Raw genomic sequence first — 18628 nt, forward strand, 5'->3', positions numbered from 1 at the left:
AGCGCTGGAAGCTCGACTCAGCCCGACCTTTATAGTCCTTCCACCTCAATCCCATGCTCAGCCAGCCATTCCTTGCGCTTTGCATAATCAGGCATGGCGCGCTCGAGCCGTAGCCAGAACTCTGGGGTGTGGTGCGGCTCGTGTAGATGGACCATTTCATGGACCACGACATATTCGGCGATGCGTTTGGGCAGAAGGATGCTCTTCCAGTGGAAGTACAGAATTTCACCTTTGCCGCATGAGCCCCAGTGATAGCCAAGATCCTGCACCCGTACACCGGTGGGGGAAACGTCCATACGTCCTTGGTACTCTTTTGTCCGCAAGGCGAGCCAGTTACGGGCATGTAGGCTGTACCAGCGAATAAAGTGCTCCCTTGAGGGGCATTACGGTTTTCCTTTTCGTCGTTCTGTGAGCGACGGATTCCCAAGGGGATATAAATGATGGGCAGGATTCTAACCCAGGATGCCTCAGCAAGCTGTCTGACAGTACTGGATGCGGTTATGCAGCCGGAAATTGGGAGTGCAGGACAAAACCGTATGACCGCCCCGTAATGCCCGCCGCCAAATAGGTTGCGCAACGCCTGCGGTCCGGCATAACTCAGTTGCCGTCTATATCCGAAATTACGCCGTCGCGTCTACCGACCAATGCCATGATCAAATTCCTCTCGAAGCCAAAACTTTTAAAACCTTCCCCACGTCATCCCGCCAAGAATGTTGAGTGTTATCAGGGATCAAGGCCCCTGCGACCTGTGAGGGTTGTCCACTAACGCGGGACTGACGGCTCCTTACGACCGGGAGCTTGGGCATCTCATGATCTAGCCTCCTGAGCACTTCCGAAGAAGCGGGCGGGTGGAGGCTGCATTGGCTGACGAGACCAGCGCCGCGAGATCCTGAGTCGGGTGAAGGCAGTGAAGCGATGACCGGGGCATGCCTGACTGTCAGTCAGGTGCAGTCCATTCCGTGGGCTGCGGCACCATCATCTGCATCGCTGTTGCTGGTGACTTCGGTGTTTGTCATGCTGATTGTCACGAGGGGGAATGCCGCAAAGCCTTGTACGAGATGGGCTGCAGCAGCGGTAGGAGCGCCCGTCTCTTTCCGGGAGAAAGAGACGGGCGCAGGTTGGCGCAATGAAATGGCCAAGCGGATGAGTTGCTGCAGCGCAGCTATGAAGGGGGTATGAGTTGCCGCAGTGGGCGCTCTGATAGAAGTAGGCATCCATCACATCGCTGTGACCGTGCGAGCCGCCGGACGCTAATCGCACTTTGGGAGAACCACCACGGTGTGGCGTAGCCTTAAAGGTTCGGGCTACCTGGGTTGCTGTCAACGACAGCGCTTTGCCCGATCTTTTCTACGCCGGTGGATAATTTGGGTCAAGGCGGGATTTTGCGCTCTCTCTGCGGCAGCTTGCGGTCTTGGCGGGTCCTGGAAATCGGTGGTGCCTCCTGGATTCCGAGGTGTTTTATTCTTTTTTTAATGTAGGTCCCTTCAAGCAGGGAGGCTACGCATCCCTGCTTGAAGGGACCCGGCTTTAAAGTCCATAACCAGAGATCTCGTGGCGCTACACTGGTGTTGGTTGCACCGCGGTTCCGGGATTGTCGCCTTGATACGTGTGCCTCAAGATCCTCCGCATTCAGCGGTTTCCGTCTCATCATTCTCCCGAGCTTTCGCGTTGAGCCTTATCCGCGTGTTCAGGTGTGGATGTAGCGTAGATGGCCCACGCGTGCATCAGCTCCCGTCGCTTATCAAAAAAGTCTGATCGAGAATATGCGCTTTCCGTTTCCCCGCGCTCGTCATGGGCCAGTGCGAGCTCGCAGATATCTCTCGGGAAAGGCGTCTTTTCACCTGCCCAGTCCCGGAAGGTTGAGCGGAAGCCGTGACGAGTGATGTGCTCATAACCAAGGTCATGCAGCAGATTACGGATGCCATTGGCGTGCATCACGCCACTGCGACCGCGTCCCGGAAAAACGTAAGGGCTCTTGGCGTCGATTTTCGGAAGGCCTTTCAAAAGTGAGACCACTTCCGGCGCTAGCGGGATCGCGAAGGCTTGTCGCGTCTTCATGCGTTCGTCCGGTAAGGACCAGCGACCTGAGTTCAGATCAAACTCATCCCAGCGCGCAAACCGCACCATATGCGTTCTTGCTCCGGTCAGAATCAGCAACTGAGCCGCCACGGAGACGTGACTCGGATCCTTACTCAAGGTTTTCATCAGTTTGGGAAGATCCTGCCACTGCAGTGCCGGATGGTGGGCGCGTTTTCGTGCTTTCTTCTTCTCATGCCGGCTGAGCAGGTTTTCCAGGTGGCCGCGCCAGCGTGCCGGATTCTCTCCAGTCCTGAGACCTCGGGCTCTGGCGGCATCCAGGATTTGTTCGATTTGCCCACGTACTTCGTCAGCCGTCCGCGTTTTGGTTGCCCAAAGTGGTTGCAGTGCCTTGATCAGATGTTTGGTCTCGATCTGGTCAGCTGACAGCTTCCCTATTGTAGGGAAAGCATAGAGCTCGAGTTTTCTCAGCCAGCCCTTGCGCCATTTCTCTGACCAGCTCGAGCCATGGGCGTCTCGGTAGTCAGTGGCCAGCTTCTCGAAGGTAATCAGCTGCGCCAGTTCCCGGCGTGCGGCTTCCCGCTGAGCCGCTTGTTCAGCCTGTCGTTTCGCGAGTGGATCAGTGCCATTGAGGATCTGGATTTTATTTTCATAGGCGGCTGCGCGGGCTTTTTTCAGGTCAAGCTGAGGGTAGCTCCCCAGACCCATCTCCCTGCGTTTGCCATTCAATTGAAAGCGGAGCACCCAGGTTTTTCGTCCTGAGGGTTTCACTAAAAGACGAAGCCCGTCACCGTCTTCGTACGTTCCAGCCTCAACCAAATTTTTGACTTGATTTGCGGTCAGCTTGCCCATTTTTTCGCCCTCTGTTCCCCCACTTGTTCCCCCACATACGCGTGGAACGCCTCGGATCAAAACGGAAGTCACAGGAACGAAAATAGGCTGAAACCCTTGATCTATCAAGGCTTCAGAGGGTTTTAGTAGATGAGAGTGGCTTTCAAAAAGACATTAAAAAGCCGGCTTGTGGCCGGCTTCTCGGGGACTGGCTTGGTTTATTTTTGGTAAACCGCGCCAGCCTTCAAAACGTACACCCGGATCTTGCGTCCGGCTGTGGGACTTGGCGAGAAAGTCATCTGCCTTGTCGGTGCGATCTGAGCCTGAAGAAGGGTCGATGCGCAAATGTGGGGCGCAGCATACTGATTTTTTTGAGGAATTCCCAGCGGGAAGTGCCGGGTAGAGCGATGGGGTATTTGTTGGTAGGTTTCTGTATAGGGCCGGGCAGTTGGGTTTCGGGTCGATTGCCAGGATCGCAGCCTTCGGCAGCTCTACAGGGGCCTGCATTTCCCTATCCCACCAAGGAGCTACCGCAGGCTGCGATCTTTTAACGCTTACAGGAAGGGCACGGAAGGTCGGCGTTTATTGAGCGTCGACCACCAGAATACCCACCCCAATACCCTGATGTTTTGCTTATCGATCTGCTCGGCACTAAAGATCTCGTCGGGATACTCGGCTTTGTTATAGCTGCGCAATCGCAACGCATTCCCTGGCATCCGGTGCAGGTATTTGATCCGCAGCATCCCGTCATGCTCGATCGCATAAATTTCCCCATCAATAACCTGAGTCAGCCCACGGTCGATCGCAAGCGTGGAGCCATCTTCAATCTTTTCGCCCATGCTGTTGCCGATCATGTGGGTACAGATAGCATTGGCGTGGTTGATTTCCAGGGAGTCCAGGTGGCTGCGAGGCAGGCGGATGGATTGGCTGGGGTCTTTGACGATGTGAGTTTTGTTGGAGCCCGGGGCGGTGGCTGTTTCTATATAGAAGGGCAATTCGACGTCGATGGGCTCGATCACCGTGTAGATGCCGCGGATGGCCTGGGCATCGAAGGTGTTGCCGGACTCGTCGAGCACGCGCAGGCGTGAGGACTCTTTCGGGCCTTCGCCGGTTTTCAGCCAGTCGCTGTTTACGGACAGTAGTCTGGCGACCTCTTCCATGCGGTAGGCGGGCACACCTCGGGTGTACCAGTTGTGGATATTTTGCGCTTCCGTGTCGAAGAAAGCGGCAAATCCAGTGGTTGTGATTTTCGCTGTTTCGAGGAGTGCTTTAAACCGTGGGCCGCTAGTGTTCTTTTTCATAAACACGAGTCTACTGGCGCAGGATGGGGGTTTGAATAAACGATCCGTTCAAATTTCGAGGGAAATTTAAGACTGGATGTAAGGCGCTTTTAGTGGAAATTAAACAAGCAAAAACCGAAGCCAAGAAGCGTTCCACGTACCGTTAAAGGTTAGTGTCTGAGCGGAGCGCGCACAAAAAACCCCGGATCAACCGGGGTTCTTCTTCAAACGTCGCAGCTAGCAGCTTACCGCGGCTTCTCAGCCTTTATAGGCAGCAACCGACTTGGTGATCGCGTCGCGGGCGGCATCTGCGCCGGCCCAGCCTTCGATCTTCACCCATTTGCCTTTTTCGAGATCTTTGTAGTTCGCGAAGAAGTGCTCGATCTGCTGAATCAGCAGCGGAGGCAGATCGGTGTATTCCTTCACATCGACGTACAGCTGGGACAGCTTGTCGTGTGGAACCGCGATCACTTTGGCATCGCCGCCGCCGTCGTCGGTCATGTTCAGGATGCCGACTGGACGCGCGCGGATTACCGAACCTGGGGCAACCGGGTAAGGGGTCACGACCAGCACGTCGAGGGGATCACCGTCGTCAGCCAGGGTGTTGGGGATGTAACCGTAGTTGGCCGGGTAGAACATCGGGGTGGCCATGAAACGGTCAACGAACAGGCAATCGCTGTCTTTGTCGATTTCGTATTTGATCGGCGCGTGGTTGGCCGGGATCTCGATCGCGACGTAGATGTCGTTCGGCAGGTCTTTGCCAGCCGGAATCTTGCTGTAGCTCATTGGGCGGTGCCCCCGTTAGTTGACCAAAAAAACTTGGCCGGATTGACCAAAAAGTGGCGGCGATTATAGGCATATTCTGCCACCGTTGCCATGCGCCAGAGGTCGTGTAGACCTTAGTCGTGTGCCTGATAGACAGGGTTCTCGGCCAGAAGTTGCTGCAATCGGGCCAATGGGTCCTGCCGATAAAACAGCTTCAGCTGCTCATAAACCTGTGGATAAGCCTCGTGCAGCAAATCCGGGGCGCTGAAGAAATACTCGCTGGTGACGGCGAAGAACTCGGCGGGGTTTTCCGCTGCGTACGGGTCGATGGCGGTTTCGGCGTCCGGGTTGCGGTCCAGTTGCCGGTCGAGGTCGTCATAGGCTTCTTGCATGATTCTGGCCCAGTCGCTGACGCGCATGTCGGCATGCAGCGGGGGGAGGCCATTGGCGTCGCCGTTGAGCATGTCGAGTTTGTGCGCGAGTTCGTGGATCACCAGGTTGTAGCCTTCCCAGCCACCGCTGGCCATCACGCCGGGCCAGGCTAGGATGATCGGGCCTTGCTGCCAGGCTTCGCCGCTGTGTTCGCCGTCCCATTCGTGTTCGACGCCGCTGGCATCGCGATGGCGCTGGGGGCTGAGGAAATCGTCGGGGTAGAGGATGATTTCGTGAAAGCCCTGATACCAGTTCAGATTGCCCAGATGCAGCAGCGGCAATTGGGCCTGGGCGGCGAGCAGCAGGCGTTGCTCCTGGTGAAGCTCGACGCCGGGCAGGGCGGTCAGGTGTTTGTCTTGCAGGAACAGCACGCAGGCTTCCCGCAGCCACTGGTCTTCGGCTGCGCTGATGCCATCGAGAAAGCTCAGGTGATGGCGCACCCGTTGCCACATGTCGTCGGCAATCGGATGCCTGGCCAGGGTGCGCCGGCGTCGCCAGGCGCTAAGGAACCACATCGTGAGTCAGCGGGGTTCGGCTTTGGACGCGGCATGCCCGAGGCGGCTGCGGATCACGCTGATGATCATCGGTAGCAGCGACAGCAGGATGATGCCCACTACCAGCAGTGACAGGTTTTTCTTGATGAACGGTACGTTGCCGAAGAAGTAACCGAGGGTGACCAGGCCGCCCACCCAGAGGATGGTTCCGAGAACACTGAAGGCAAAGAAACGCGGGTAAGGCATTTTGCCGACACCGGCGACGAACGGGGCAAAGGTGCGGATGATTGGCATGAAGCGCGCCAGGGTCACGGTTTTGCCGCCGTGCTTGTCGTAGAAGTCGTGGGTTTGTTGCAGATAGTCGCGGCGGAATATTTTCGAGTTCGGGTTGCTGAACAGCTTTTCGCCGGCGGTGCGGCCGATTATGTAGTTGGTGCTGTCGCCGAGAATCGCCGCCAGCATCAGCAGGCCGCCCAGCAGCACCGGGTCCATGCCGCCACCGGCCGCTACGGCGCCGGCGATGAACAGCAGGGAATCGCCCGGCAGGAATGGCATAACTACCAGACCGGTTTCGCAGAAGATCACCAGAAACAGAATGGCGTAAATCCATGCCCCGTAGTTAGTTACCAGCAGGTCGAGGTAAACATCGAGATGCAGGATAAGGTCGATCGGGTTGAAATCCATGGAAAGCACCTGTGGTGATGGCCCGACTCTGCAGGCCTGTGCGGATGGCTTCGCGTAAGACTACAGCTAACTGTGATTTTTCTTACGAGCCGGAAGAATGGGCATTATACGGGGAGAGAAGTGAAAAACGCCTCGAGTTTGTAGCGGGGGATGTCGATGGGGCGACCATGGGGCTGTTGGCTTTGCACAAACCTTGTGGCGAGGGAGCTTGCTCCCGTTGGGTTGCGAAGCGACCCCTAAACCAGGTAGTCACGGTTTTTCAGATACACCGCATGCTCAGGTTTTACGACGGCTGCGCCGCCGAACGGGGGCAAGCCCCCTCGCCACAAAGGCCTCAGTGCGTTACAGCCCCTCACTGATCGGCAACACGTAGTTCTTGAACTCGGTGTCTTCCCTGAACCCGATGGATTCGTAGGTTTTCTGCGCGACTTCGTTGTTGCTGCTGGTGGAAACGCGCATGCGCACCGCATTGGTTTCCTTGGCCATTTTTTTCGCGGTACGGATCAGGTTGTCGGCCACCAACTGGCGGCGGGCGTCTTCAGCGACGTAGATATCGTTGAGGATCCACACGCGTTTAAGCGAAAGAGACGAAAAGCTTGGGTATAACTGACAAAAACCCATCAGTTTGTTGTTGTCGTCATCGGCCAGGGCCAGGTAGATCACCGATTCCTTGCGCCGCAGACGTTTCTCGAGGAACGCCCGGGACGAGTCCGGATACGGCAGGGAACCGTAAAACTCACGATATTTGACGAACAACGGGGTCAGCAGGTCGAGGTGTTCGAGGGTCGCTTGAATAATCCGCATGGTAGGTCTCGTCTTCAAGTGGCTGTCTTACGTGGTGACGGCGACGGGAAACCCTGGCGGCCGTGCATCGATCCTGCCTGAAACCTGAATAGAAACGCAATGCGGAAACGGTTCAGGTATCCGACGGGCTCAGTAGGAAATTACCTTTCATATCTGCACTAATGTCCGACTCCAGCGTCTGAACCTGGGCTTCGTCCTTCAGACTGACCCCCGATAACTGCCGCCGACAGGCTTCGCGCATCAAATACAGCAAGCGGTGTGCCGCCATGCCGTAACTCAAGCCTTCGAGCCGAACATTCGAGATGCAGTTGCGATAGGCGTCTGTCAGTCCGACTTTGGGATTATAGGTGAAATACAACCCCAGGCTGTCTGGTGAGCTCAAGCCGGGGCGTTCGCCGATCAATATGACCACCATTTTTGCGCCCAGCAGCTCGCCGATCTCGTCGGCTACAGCTACACGGCCCTGTTCCACCAGAATCACCGGCGACAGTGACCAACCCTCAGCGGCTGTCTGTTCTTCCATGCGCGCCAGAAACGGTAAGGTGTGGCGATGAACGGCCAATGCCGAGAGGCCATCGGCCACCACAACGGCCAAATCGATGCCGCCAGGATGGCTCAGCGCGTAGTCGCGCAGGGTCTGCGCCGACTGATCACTCAACTTGCGCCCCAGATCGGGGCGCTGCAGATAGCTGTTCCGGTCCGTGGCGGCGCTGTGCAGCAGCAAACTCTCACGTCCACGCTCGGCCAGTTGCGAACCGAGCCCCCTGTGGTCGAACGGCAGGTGCACCGCATCCCGGGCCTGTGCATGGGCGTACTGAAAATCCAGCTGTGCGCTGGTCGGCATACTGGTGCCTGTACGACCGAGGGCAATACGTGCCGGGGTCAGGCGACGCAGTTCCAGCAATGGGTTCTGCGGATCGACAGGTGGTTTATCCATCTCAATACTCATCCCAGTTGCGCCATGGCTTGACGGAAGGCCGGCGGCAGGTTGTCGCCGAAGTGAATTTTGCCGTCTGCCTGGGTGAAGATGCCCATGTTCGCCAGCCACTGTTCAAACTCCGGCGCCGGTTTCAGGCCCAGGGTTTTGCGGGCGTAGAGGGCGTCGTGGAACGACGTGGTCTGGTAATTGAGCATGATGTCGTCAGAGCCGGGGATGCCCATGATGAAGTTGATCCCGGCTACGCCCAGCAGGGTCAGCAGGGTGTCCATGTCGTCCTGATCGGCTTCGGCGTGATTGGTGTAACAGATGTCGCAACCCATCGGCACGCCCAGCAGCTTGCCGCAGAAGTGGTCTTCGAGGCCGGCGCGGATGATCTGTTTGCCGTTGTAGAGGTATTCCGGGCCGATGAAGCCTACGACGGTGTTTACCAGAAACGGTTTGAAATGGCGTGCCACGGCATAGGCGCGGGTTTCGCAGGTCTGTTGATCGATGCCGTGATGGGCGTTGGCCGACAAGGCGCTGCCCTGGCCGGTCTCGAAATACATCAGATTCTGGCCCAACGTGCCGCGATTCAGGCTCAAGCCCGCGTCATAGCCTTCCTGCAAGACGTTTAGGTTGATACCGAAACTGGCGTTGGCCGCTTCAGTGCCGGCGATCGACTGGAACACCAGGTCCAGCGGAATGCCGCGATTCACCGCCTCGATGGAGGTGGTGACGTGGGTCAGCACGCAGGCCTGTGTAGGAATTTCGTAGCGCTGGATGATCGCATCGAGCATTTCCAGCATGGCGCAGATCGAAGCGATGCTGTCAGTGGCCGGGTTGATGCCGATCATCGCGTCACCGTTGCCGTACAGCAGTCCGTCGAGAATGCTCGCGGCGATGCCGGCCGGTTCGTCGGTGGGGTGATTGGGTTGCAGGCGTGTCGAGAGCCGGCCGCGCAAGCCCAGAGTGCCGCGGAATTTCGTGATCACGCGGATTTTCTGCGCCACCAGCACCAGGTCTTGCACGCGCATGATCTTCGACACGGCGGCGGCCATTTCCGGGGTCAGGCCCGGGGCGAGGGCACGCAAGCTCTGTTCGTCGGCGGCGTCGCTGAGCAGCCAATCGCGAAAGCCACCGACAGTGAGGTGGCTGACCGCTTTAAAAGCCTGTTTATCGTGAGTGTCGATGATCAGCCGGGTGACTTCATCGGCCTCGTAAGGAATCAGTACTTCCTGCAGGAAGTGAGTCAGCGGGATGTCAGCCAGGGCCATCTGCGCGGCCACTCGCTCGCCATCGTTGAGGGCGGCAACGCCGGCCAGAAAGTCCCCGGAGCGCGCCGGGCTGGCTTTGGCCATGACGTCTTTGAGACTGTCGAAGCGGTAGGTCTGGGCGCCGACGGTATGGGCAAATACGGCCATGGGGCGGTGTCCTCCTGATTCAATAAATAACTCAAATGCACCGCCGAACCCTTGTGGGAGCTGCATGCACTTCAATATGGCAGGCGCCGGGAATCAGCCCGGCGCCGGTGCAACTCAGACGCCTTCGAGCATCGCATCCGCCGGTGCGTCGGAACGCTGCTTGGCCGTCAGTTGGAAATACAGGTAACCGGCCGCCATGAACCCGAGGAACACACACCCGATCAAGGTGTTGAACCACGCCATCGCCACCAGGCACACCACGGCCAGAAACAGCGCGATGCCCGGTACGATCGGGTAGCCCGGTGCGCGGAAGGTACGTTCCAGGTTCGGCTCGGTTTTACGCAACTTGAACAGGCTCAGCATACTGATGATGTACATCACGATGGCGCCGAATACCGACATGGTGATCATCGCAGCCGTCAGCGTCATGCCCTGCAGGTTGATCAGGCCGTCGCTGTAGATCGCCACGATGCCGATCACGCCGCCCGCCAGAATCGCCCGGTGCGGCGTCTGGAAGCGCGAGAGTTTGGCCAGCCCTTTGGGCAGGTAACCGGCGCGAGCCAGGGCGAAGAACTGTCGCGAGTAGCCGAGGATGATCCCGTGGAAACTCGCCACCAGGCCGAACAGGCCGATCCAGACCAGCATGTGCATCCAGGTCGAATTATTGCCGACCACGGCTTTCATCGCCTGAGGCAGCGGATCGTTGATGTTCGACAGTTGACGCCAGTCGCCGACGCCGCCAGCCATCACCATGACGCCGATGGCCAGGAACACCAGGGTCAGAATGCCACTGACGTAAGCCCTGGGAATTGTGCGTTTCGGGTCCTTGGCTTCCTCGGCAGCCATGGCGGCGCCTTCAATGGCGAGGAAGAACCAGATCGCGAAAGGTATTGCCGCAAAGATGCCGGGGATCGAGGCGATGGTGAATTCGTTGGACCCCGACCAGCCATTGAGCACGAAATTGCTGAAGCTGAAGCCCGGTGCGACCACGCCCATGAACACCAGCAACTCGGCGACCGCAAGCACGGTGACCACCAATTCGAACGTGGCAGCGATGCTCACGCCGAGGATATTCAAGCCCATGAACACGAAATAGGCACCAACAGCGGCGATCTTCGGGTCCAGTTCCGGGTATTGCACGTTGAGGTAGGCGCCAATGGCCATGGCAATTGCCGGTGGCGCAAAGACGAATTCGATCAGGGTCGCAATGCCGGCGATCAGTCCGCCTTTTTCGCCGAAGGCCCGTCGGCTGTAGGCAAACGGCCCGCCAGCGTGGGGAATGGCGGTGGTCAATTCGGTGAAACTGAAGATAAAGCAGGTGTACATCGTCGCCACCATCAGGGCGGTGACGAGAAAACCCAGGGTCCCTGCGGTGCCCCAGCCGTAACTCCAGCCGAAGTACTCGCCGGAAATCACCAGGCCGACGGCAATGCCCCATAGATGCAGGGTGCCGAGTGTGGGTTTGAGCTGTGTAGTAGAAGTCATAAGTCCTCTCTGTCTTTTTTATTGTTTGATCTGTTGGACTTTCGGGTATGGCATTTATGTGTGGAGCAGGCACGCAAAGCCCATGCCAGACAGGCAGGGCGACGATTGGTGTGTCGTTGAGGACGCCATCGCGAGCAGGCTCGCTCCCACAGGGTCAGGTGGTGAATCAACTTTTGGGGGTTGACCCAAATCCAATGTGGGAGCGAGCCTGCTCGCGATTGCCATCTGAAGGGCGACACCGAAACATCGGTATCGCCCCCGGTTTTTAGAAGAAGCCCAACGGATTGATGTCGTAGCTCACCAGCAGGTTTTTGGTCTGCTGATAGTGATCGAGCATCATTTTGTGGGTTTCACGACCGACGCCGGACTTTTTGTAACCACCGAACGCGGCGTGAGCCGGGTACAGGTGGTAGCAGTTGGTCCACACGCGACCAGCCTTGATGGCGCGGCCCATGCGGTAGGCGCGGTTGATGTCGCGGGTCCAGAGGCCGGCACCCAGGCCGAACTCGGTGTCGTTGGCGATGGCCAAGGCTTCGGCTTCGTCCTTGAAGGTGGTGATGCTCACCACCGGGCCAAAGATTTCTTCCTGGAACACGCGCATTTTGTTGGTGCCCTTGAGTAGGGTCGGCTGGATGTAATACCCGGTCGCCAGGCTGCCCTCGAGTTTTTCTACCTTGCCGCCAGTCAGCAGTTCGGCGCCTTCGCCCTTGGCGATTTCCAGGTACGAAAGGATTTTGTCGAATTGCTGCTCGGATGCCTGGGCGCCGACCATGGTGTCGGTATCCAGCGGGTCGCCACGTTTGATTTGCAGGACTTTGTTCATGACCACTTTCATGAACTCGTCGTAGATCGACTCTTGCACCAGGGCGCGGGACGGGCAGGTGCAGACTTCGCCCTGGTTGAAGAATGCCAGCACCAGGCCTTCGGCGGCTTTCTCGATGAAAGTCGGTTCGGCTTGCATGATGTCGGCGAAGAAGATGTTTGGCGACTTGCCGCCCAGTTCCACGGTGGACGGAATGATGTTTTCGGCGGCGCATTTCATGATGTGCGAGCCGACCGGGGTCGAACCGGTGAAGGCGATCTTGGCGATGCGCTTGCTGGTGGCCAGGGCTTCCCCGGCTTCTTTGCCGAAGCCTTGCACCACGTTCAGCACGCCGGGCGGCAGCAGGTCGCCGATCAGTTCCATCAGCACGGTAATGCCCAGTGGCGTTTGCTCGGCCGGTTTAAGGACCACGCAGTTACCGGCGGCGAGGGCCGGGGCGAGTTTCCAGGCGGCCATCAGGATCGGGAAGTTCCACGGAATGATCTGCCCGACCACGCCCAGCGGTTCATGGATGTGATAGGCCACGGTGTTGCCGTCGATCTCGGCGGCGCTGCCTTCCTGGGCGCGGATGCAACCGGCGAAGTAGCGGAAGTGGTCGGCGGCCAGCGGGATGTCGGCATTGAGGGTTTCGCGCACGGCCTTGCCGTTGTCCCAGGATTCGGTGATCGCCAGCACTTCCAGGTTCTGTTCGATGCGATCGGCGATTTTCAGCAGGACCAGCGAGCGAGCCTGGGCGGACGTGGCGCCCCAGGCATCGGCGGCGGCATGGGCAGCGTCCAGGGCCTTTTCGATGTCTTCGGCTGTGGAACGCGGGAATTCGGCAATAGGTTGGCCGTTGACCGGCGATGTATTGGTGAAGTACTGACCTTTGACAGGCGCGACGAACTCGCCGCCGATGTAGTTACCGTATTTGCTCTTGAACGAAACGATAGCGCCTTCAGTACCGGGGTGAGCGTAACGCATGATGGGTTTCTCCTTGGCTTTTGTGCTTATAAGGGAGGACGCGCTAAAGCGCTGCATTAAGCGTAGAGCAAAGGTCGGGCCACTGCGTTGCAGGTCAGGTAAATCAAGGCCTTGCGTGTTTTTTGTCGGACAGATTGGCGGCGTTTGTGACGCTTGCGGTACAACCCCCGTGACACTTTGTACCGTTTGTGGCACAGCTTGTGACCGATGGGTCTTGCCAGCATTGCAATGCGTCGATGGCTGGAGGATGCTGGGCCTCAAATTGCCACACAGGTAATCCTCTGTGGCGAGGGAGCTTGTGTGGCGAGGGGGCTTGCCCCCGTTGGGCAGCGAAGCAGCCCCCAAGCAATTCACCTCGATTTACCAGACACACCGCATGCTCAGGATTTACGACTGCTGCGCAGCCGAACGGGGGCAAGCCCCCTCGCCACAGGAAGTGGCTATAGGTAAGCACTCACCTATCGGGGAGAATAATAAGAAATGCACGATAACCATTTGAGTCGCCATGCCCAGCAAGTGCTGACCGTGACCCAAGGCAAATCCCACCTGCATGGTCCCGGCAGCGATCCGTCCATTGCCCGTTCCTGGCTGCGTTGTCTTGAGGATTATCATCTCGACCCGGCCCTGACCATGGCGCCGACGGTACTGGAGCATGGCCGCGTGCTGGAAAGCCGTGAACGTTTGCAGCAAGTACTGCAGATCGCCGGCACCGAAATGACCAGCCTCCACCAGCAACTTTCCGGCGCTGGCCACGCGGTGCTGCTGACCGATGCTCGCGGGGTGATCCTCAACTGTGTCACAGCGCCTAGCGAACGGAAGATTTTCGAGCGTGCTGGCCTTTGGCTTGGCGCCGACTGGAGCGAAGCCTGCGAAGGTACCAACGGCATCGGCACCTGCCTGGTGGAGCGCCAATCCCTGACCATCCACCAGGACGAACATTTTCGTGGCCGACATACCGGCCTGACTTGCTCGGCGAGCCCGGTGTTTGATCCTCACGGCGAGCTGCTGGCGGTGCTCGACGTGTCTTCGGCGCGTCACGAGGTTTCGCGGCAGAGCCAATTCCACACCATGGCCTTGGTCAATCTGTCGGCGAAGATGATCGAGAGCTGCTATTTCCTGCGTTACTTCGACAATCAATGGTTGCTGCGTTTTCACCTGCAGGCCGAATCTGTCGGGCTGTTCAGCGAAGGGTTGCTGGCGTTTGACGGGGAAGGGCGGATTTGTGCGGTGAACCAGAGTGCGCTGAATTTGCTGGGGCATGTTCGTGGTGGGCTGTTGGGCAAACCGGTGGAGGCATTTTTCGACTGCTCGCTGGATGAATTGCTCGGCCGTGCGAGCGCCAATGCCAGCGCCAGCTGGCCATTGCGCACCCGTGACGGGCGGCGGTTGTTTGCCGTATTGCGCGGGCAGCCGCGCAGTATTCCGGTGCCGGTGGTGCAAAGCCCGATGGTTGCCGAGCGTCCGCGCTTGTCAGGCATTTGCCTGGGCGATGCCGCGTTGCAGGAGGATTTCCGCAAGGCCTTGCGCGTGTTTGAACGGGACGTGCCGTTGCTGATCAATGGCGAAACCGGTTCCGGCAAGGAAGCCTTCGCCAAAGCCGTGCATCAGGCCAGTCAACGGGCAGCAAAATCGTTCGTCGCCCTCAATTGCGCGGCGATCCCCGAAAGCCTGATCGAGAGCGAACTGTTCGGCTATCGCGGCGGCAGTTTCACCGGCGCTCGTAAGGAAGGCATGCGCGGCAAGTTGCAGCAGGCCGATGGCGGTACTTTGTTCCTCGATGAAATCGGTGACATGCCGCTGAGCATGCAGACCCGGCTATTAAGGGTGTTGGAAGACCGTCAAGTGGTGCCGATTGGCGGTGAGCCGGAACCGGTCAATGTGCGGATCATCAGCGCCACTCACCGCAATCTGCTTGAGCGGGTGCAGGACGGCAGTTTTCGCGAGGATTTGTATTACCGGCTCAATGGGCTGGAGGTTGCGTTGCCGGCGCTGCGCGAGCGCGCTGACAAATCACAGTTGCTCGACTTTTTGCTGGCCGAGGAAGCGGGCGGGGAGACGGTGCTGATTGATGCTCCGGCGCGGCAGGCCTTGCTGGATTTTGCCTGGCCGGGGAACGTGCGGCAGTTACGCAATGTGCTGCGGACTCTGGCAGCGCTGTGTGATGGCGGGCGGATCGGGCTGGAGGATTTGCCGGCGATGATTCGCCAGGCCCGGCCGGTGACGGCGTCGGCGGTTGAAGAACCTTCCGAGTATCCGCTGGACGATGCCGAGCGGTTGGCATTGCTGACGGTGCTGGAACAGCAGCGCTGGCATATGACGCATACCGCTGAACAGCTGGGTGTCAGCCGCAATACCCTCTACAGAAAGTTGCGCAAACACGGTATCGCCCGCTCTGTCTGACTGATTGAGTCCTGTGGCGAGGGAGCTTGCTCCCGCTCGGCTGCGCAGCAGTCGTAAAGTCGGCAATCGGGTGATCCGAATGACCGCGTTGACTGGTTTTGGGGCTGCTTCGCAACCCAGCGGGAGCAAGCTCCCTCGCCACCAAAAGCGTGCCGGATCAGCCAAACGGTTGCCTCACGCTCAGCTAAAGAGTGCGATTTTCCCCACCCTAAGCTAACCTGCGGCCATGTTTTACGAGGTCGACTATGCACATTCATATTCTTGGTATCTGCGGCACTTTCATGGGTTCGATGGCGGTTCTGGCCAAAGAGCTGGGCCATCATGTGACGGGCTCCGATGCCAACGTCTATCCGCCAATGAGCACTCAGCTGCAAGCCCAGGGCATTGAGTTGACTCAAGGTTACGACCCGGCGCAGCTCGATCCGGCCCCGGACCTGGTGGTGATCGGCAATGCCATGTCCCGCGGCAACCCGGCCGTCGAATACGTGCTGAACAAAGGCCTGCCGTACGTCTCCGGCCCGCAATGGCTGGCCGATCACGTGTTGCAAGGCCGCTGGGTGCTGGCGGTTGCCGGCACTCACGGCAAAACCACCACCAGCAGCATGCTTGCCTGGGTCCTGGAGCACGCCGGCATGAGCCCGGGTTTCCTGATCGGCGGCGTGCCGCAGAATTTCTCGGTGTCGGCACGTTTGGGCGGCACACCGTTCTTCGTGATCGAAGCCGACGAATACGACAGTGCATTTTTCGACAAGCGCTCGAAATTCGTTCATTACCGCCCGCGTACGGCGATCCTGAACAATCTTGAGTTCGATCACGCCGACATCTTCCCCGATCTGCCGGCCATCGAGCGGCAGTTCCACCATTTGGTGCGGACCATTCCAAGCGAAGGCCTGGTGATCCATCCGACCACCGAACCGGCATTGCTGCGGGTTATCGAAATGGGCTGCTGGACCCCGGTGCAAACCACCGGTGCCGGCGGTCAGTGGCAAGTCAAACTGCTCAGTGAAGACGGCTCGAAATTCGAAGTGATGTTCGAAGGCGCCGTTCAAGGCGCGGTCGAGTGGGACATGACCGGTCAGCACAACGTCGCCAACGCCTTGGCCACCTTGGCCGCCGCTCGTCACGTCGGCGTAGTGCCGTCGATGGGCATCGCTGCACTGAGCGCGTTCAAAAGCGTGAAGCGGCGGATGGAAAAGGTCGCGGAAGTCCGTGGCATCACCATATACGACGACTTCGCCCACCACCCGACCGCCATCGCCACCACCCTCGACGGTCTGCGAAAACGCATTGGCGATGCGCCGTTGATCGCGATCATCGAGCCGCGCTCCAACTCCATGAAGCTTGGCGCGCACCGTGATGGCTTGCCGGAAAGTGTGGTCGATGCCGATCAGGTGATCTGGTATTCCCCGGCCAACCTCGGTTGGGATCTGGGCGCCACTGCGGCGTTGTGCACTGTGCCGTCGATCGTCAGCGATTCGCTGGAAGGCATCATCGAGCGCGTGAAGAGCCAGGCTCAGCCCGGCACTCATGTGGTGATCATGAGCAACGGCGGCTTCGGCGGCCTGCACGGCAAACTCGCCGAGGCGCTGCAATGAACAACGGCCCGGAACGCATCACGCTGGCGATGACCGGCGCTTCGGGCGCCCAGTACGGTTTGCGCCTGCTCGACTGCCTGGTGCGTGAAGACCGCGAGGTACACTTCCTGATTTCCAAGGCTGCGCAACTGGTGATGGCTACCGAGACCGATGTCTCGCTGCCGTCCAAACCACAGATGATGCAAGCCTTCCTCACGGAATACACCGGCGCCGCCGCCGGGCAGATTCGGGTGTACGGCAAGGAAGACTGGATGTCGCCAGTGGCGTCGGGCTCTGGCTCGCCAGCGGCGATGGTGGTGGTGCCGTGTTCCACCGGGACCTTGTCGGCTATCGCGACCGGAGCCTGCAACAACTTGATCGAGCGGGCTGCCGATGTGACGTTGAAGGAGCGCCGCCAGCTGATTCTGGTACCGCGCGAGGCGCCGTATTCGAGCATTCATCTGGAGAACATGCTCAAGCTGTCGAACATGGGCGTGACGATTTTGCCGGCGTCGCCGGGCTTCTATCACCAGCCGCAGACTATCGATGACTTGATCGACTTCGTCGTGGCGCGAATTCTCAACTGTTTGAATATCCCGCAAGACATGCTGCCGCGTTGGGGCGAACACCATTTGAGCAGCGATGAATAAGCTGCTGATCATCCTGCTGGCTTTGCAATTGGCGGGCTGCGCCACCGCGCGCACCCTCGATGCCGCCAAGCCTGGAGCGCCGGTGGTGTATTCGGGGACGCGTCTGGATTTGTATGCGATGAACGGCGGGTGCTGCGCCATGGACCGATTTGGCGCCGAAGCGCCGAGTTATCCGGCTGTTGACCTGCCGGCCAGCGCCTTGCTCGACACGTTGCTGTTGCCGCTGTCGTTGTTGACGGTGATTGGTGTCAGTTTTCAGGCGACTGGCGGATTGTAAGAGAGCCATGTGGCGAGGGGGCTTGCCCCCGTTGGGTCGCGCAGCGGCCCTCCGTTTCTTGAGTCGCCTGGATTTGCGACTGCTTCGCAGCCGAACGGGGGCAAGCCCCCTCGCCACAGGTCCGCTGAATTACTTGCCCAACTTGCGCAACTCATCCGACTCGACAATCCGCACGCCATCCTGCTCTTCCAGCGCCAGGCGCCACATGGCGCGGGCCAGTTGGCAGGCTTCGATGCCGTGATACTTGCCCGGAATCAATTTCGACAATGGGCCGGCAACCCGCTCGCCTAGTCGCGGCTCGACGCGATCGCCCAGCAACAGCGAAGGCCGGCAAATGGTCAGCTGCGGCCAATTCTGCGCGCGCAATGCGTGTTCCATCTCGCCTTTGACCCGGTTGTAGAAAATCGAGGATCTGCGATCGGCACCCAAGGCGCTGATCACGATCAAGTGCCGTGCGCCCATTTCTCGCGCACGTTTGGCGAAAGCCACCACCATGTCCAGATCCACCGCGCGAAACGCTTGCTCGGAGCCGGCCTGTTTGATCGTGGTGCCGAGGCAACAGTAGGCAATGTCGACGCGACCGTTCAATTGCGGCAAAAACACCGCCGGGTCGCCGACCGGGTTTTCCAGGTGAGGATGCTCTGCCAGTGGCCGGCGTGAGGGGGCTAATACCCGTGTAATCGTTGGCTCGTTGAGTAGACGGTCAAGCAAATGTTCACCGGTTAACCCGGTAGCTCCGGCAAGCAATACATGCTGAGGCGTCAAGTACATAGTAATTCCCCCTTGATA

15 protein-coding genes and 2 pseudogenes are annotated in these 18628 nt (G+C 58.9%); 4 read left to right on the forward strand and 13 right to left on the reverse strand.

Annotation, left to right across the window (positions count from 1 at the left end):
* Nucleotides 1-29: 29 nt before the first annotated feature.
* The 12 genes and pseudogenes from ACZ9IM_RS21845 to exaC all read right to left on the reverse strand — a co-directional run.
* Nucleotides 30-377: pseudogene (locus ACZ9IM_RS21845) on the reverse strand (M48 family metallopeptidase); the annotation flags it as partial.
* A gap of 161 nt (nucleotides 378-538) precedes the next feature.
* Nucleotides 539-651, reverse strand: a pseudogene (locus ACZ9IM_RS21850) (integrase domain-containing protein); the annotation flags it as partial.
* Between the two features lie 996 nt (nucleotides 652-1647).
* Nucleotides 1648-2889, reverse strand: coding sequence for a tyrosine-type recombinase/integrase (locus ACZ9IM_RS21855; RefSeq protein ID WP_476224927.1), 1242 nt, complete (start codon nucleotides 2887-2889; stop codon nucleotides 1648-1650).
* A 533-nt stretch (nucleotides 2890-3422) separates the two neighbouring features.
* Nucleotides 3423-4169: a S24 family peptidase gene (locus ACZ9IM_RS21860; RefSeq protein ID WP_476224928.1), complete on the reverse strand. Its 747-nt coding sequence runs from the start codon at nucleotides 4167-4169 to the stop codon at nucleotides 3423-3425.
* A gap of 237 nt (nucleotides 4170-4406) precedes the next feature.
* On the reverse strand, nucleotides 4407-4934 hold the full coding sequence (ppa, locus tag ACZ9IM_RS21865) for an inorganic diphosphatase (RefSeq protein WP_008052339.1): 528 nt from the start codon (nucleotides 4932-4934) through the stop codon (nucleotides 4407-4409).
* 113 nt (nucleotides 4935-5047) lie between these two features.
* A complete protein-coding gene (locus ACZ9IM_RS21870; RefSeq protein ID WP_476224929.1) occupies nucleotides 5048-5860 on the reverse strand; it encodes a M90 family metallopeptidase in 813 nt (270 codons plus the stop codon).
* Between the two features lie 6 nt (nucleotides 5861-5866).
* Entirely contained in the window at nucleotides 5867-6523 is a 657-nt protein-coding gene (locus ACZ9IM_RS21875) for a DedA family protein (RefSeq protein WP_008070178.1), read from the reverse strand.
* A gap of 342 nt (nucleotides 6524-6865) precedes the next feature.
* Nucleotides 6866-7327, reverse strand: coding sequence for a GNAT family N-acetyltransferase (locus ACZ9IM_RS21880; protein WP_427625880.1), 462 nt, complete (start codon nucleotides 7325-7327; stop codon nucleotides 6866-6868).
* A 112-nt stretch (nucleotides 7328-7439) separates the two neighbouring features.
* The gene (gene eutC / locus ACZ9IM_RS21885; RefSeq protein ID WP_427625881.1) at nucleotides 7440-8264 is read right to left on the reverse strand and encodes an ethanolamine ammonia-lyase subunit EutC; all 825 of its coding nucleotides are present in this window, start codon (nucleotides 8262-8264) and stop codon (nucleotides 7440-7442) included.
* Nucleotides 8265-8272: 8 nt separating this feature from the next.
* Nucleotides 8273-9667 carry an ethanolamine ammonia-lyase subunit EutB gene (locus tag ACZ9IM_RS21890; RefSeq protein ID WP_427625882.1) on the reverse strand — a complete coding sequence of 465 codons (1395 nt, stop codon included), beginning with the start codon at nucleotides 9665-9667 and terminating at the stop codon, nucleotides 8273-8275.
* 114 nt (nucleotides 9668-9781) lie between these two features.
* Complete coding sequence (gene eat, locus ACZ9IM_RS21895) at nucleotides 9782-11152, reverse strand: ethanolamine permease (RefSeq protein WP_476224930.1); 1371 nt, start codon at nucleotides 11150-11152, stop codon at nucleotides 9782-9784.
* Between the two features lie 265 nt (nucleotides 11153-11417).
* A complete protein-coding gene (exaC, locus tag ACZ9IM_RS21900) occupies nucleotides 11418-12938 on the reverse strand; it encodes an acetaldehyde dehydrogenase ExaC (protein WP_030129557.1) in 1521 nt (506 codons plus the stop codon).
* Between the two features lie 480 nt (nucleotides 12939-13418).
* Between exaC and ACZ9IM_RS21905 the strand changes: the two genes are divergently transcribed.
* From ACZ9IM_RS21905 to ACZ9IM_RS21920, 4 genes are all read left to right on the forward strand, one after another.
* A complete protein-coding gene (locus ACZ9IM_RS21905) occupies nucleotides 13419-15338 on the forward strand; it encodes a sigma-54-dependent Fis family transcriptional regulator (RefSeq protein WP_476224931.1) in 1920 nt (639 codons plus the stop codon).
* 245 nt (nucleotides 15339-15583) lie between these two features.
* Nucleotides 15584-16933 (forward strand): UDP-N-acetylmuramate:L-alanyl-gamma-D-glutamyl-meso-diaminopimelate ligase, encoded by a 1350-nt coding sequence (gene mpl, locus ACZ9IM_RS21910; protein ID WP_476224932.1) that lies wholly within the window; start codon nucleotides 15584-15586, stop codon nucleotides 16931-16933.
* Nucleotides 16930-17562: a flavin prenyltransferase UbiX gene (gene ubiX / locus ACZ9IM_RS21915; RefSeq protein WP_007894343.1), complete on the forward strand. Its 633-nt coding sequence runs from the start codon at nucleotides 16930-16932 to the stop codon at nucleotides 17560-17562. The genes mpl and ubiX overlap by 4 nt, the downstream gene beginning before the upstream one ends.
* Complete coding sequence (locus ACZ9IM_RS21920) at nucleotides 17555-17839, forward strand: YceK/YidQ family lipoprotein (protein ID WP_123498534.1); 285 nt, start codon at nucleotides 17555-17557, stop codon at nucleotides 17837-17839. Before ubiX ends, ACZ9IM_RS21920 begins: the two co-directional genes overlap by 8 nt.
* A gap of 129 nt (nucleotides 17840-17968) precedes the next feature.
* Here the strand turns inward: ACZ9IM_RS21920 and ACZ9IM_RS21925 are convergent, their stop codons facing one another.
* Complete coding sequence (locus ACZ9IM_RS21925) at nucleotides 17969-18610, reverse strand: oxidoreductase (protein WP_007894345.1); 642 nt, start codon at nucleotides 18608-18610, stop codon at nucleotides 17969-17971.
* Nucleotides 18611-18628 lie beyond the last annotated feature (18 nt).

The sequence above is a fragment of the Pseudomonas sp. TE12508 genome (genome assembly GCF_056279485.1).

Bases quoted from the DNA above. Each gene is read 5' to 3' on its own strand.
- ACZ9IM_RS21855 (WP_476224927.1), bottom strand. From the start codon at position 2,889: ATGGGCAAGCTGACCGCAAATCAAGTCAAAAATTTGGTTGAGGCTGGA.
- ACZ9IM_RS21860 (WP_476224928.1), bottom strand. From the start codon at position 4,169: ATGAAAAAGAACACTAGCGGCCCACGGTTTAAAGCACTCCTCGAAACA.
- ppa (WP_008052339.1), bottom strand. From the start codon at position 4,934: ATGAGCTACAGCAAGATTCCGGCTGGCAAAGACCTGCCGAACGACATC.
- ACZ9IM_RS21870 (WP_476224929.1), bottom strand. From the start codon at position 5,860: ATGTGGTTCCTTAGCGCCTGGCGACGCCGGCGCACCCTGGCCAGGCAT.
- ACZ9IM_RS21875 (WP_008070178.1), bottom strand. From the start codon at position 6,523: ATGGATTTCAACCCGATCGACCTTATCCTGCATCTCGATGTTTACCTC.
- ACZ9IM_RS21880 (WP_427625880.1), bottom strand. From the start codon at position 7,327: ATGCGGATTATTCAAGCGACCCTCGAACACCTCGACCTGCTGACCCCG.
- eutC (WP_427625881.1), bottom strand. From the start codon at position 8,264: ATGGATAAACCACCTGTCGATCCGCAGAACCCATTGCTGGAACTGCGT.
- ACZ9IM_RS21890 (WP_427625882.1), bottom strand. From the start codon at position 9,667: ATGGCCGTATTTGCCCATACCGTCGGCGCCCAGACCTACCGCTTCGAC.
- eat (WP_476224930.1), bottom strand. From the start codon at position 11,152: ATGACTTCTACTACACAGCTCAAACCCACACTCGGCACCCTGCATCTA.
- exaC (WP_030129557.1), bottom strand. From the start codon at position 12,938: ATGCGTTACGCTCACCCCGGTACTGAAGGCGCTATCGTTTCGTTCAAG.
- ACZ9IM_RS21905 (WP_476224931.1), top strand. From the start codon at position 13,419: ATGCACGATAACCATTTGAGTCGCCATGCCCAGCAAGTGCTGACCGTG.
- mpl (WP_476224932.1), top strand. From the start codon at position 15,584: ATGCACATTCATATTCTTGGTATCTGCGGCACTTTCATGGGTTCGATG.
- ubiX (WP_007894343.1), top strand. From the start codon at position 16,930: ATGAACAACGGCCCGGAACGCATCACGCTGGCGATGACCGGCGCTTCG.
- ACZ9IM_RS21920 (WP_123498534.1), top strand. From the start codon at position 17,555: ATGAATAAGCTGCTGATCATCCTGCTGGCTTTGCAATTGGCGGGCTGC.
- ACZ9IM_RS21925 (WP_007894345.1), bottom strand. From the start codon at position 18,610: ATGTACTTGACGCCTCAGCATGTATTGCTTGCCGGAGCTACCGGGTTA.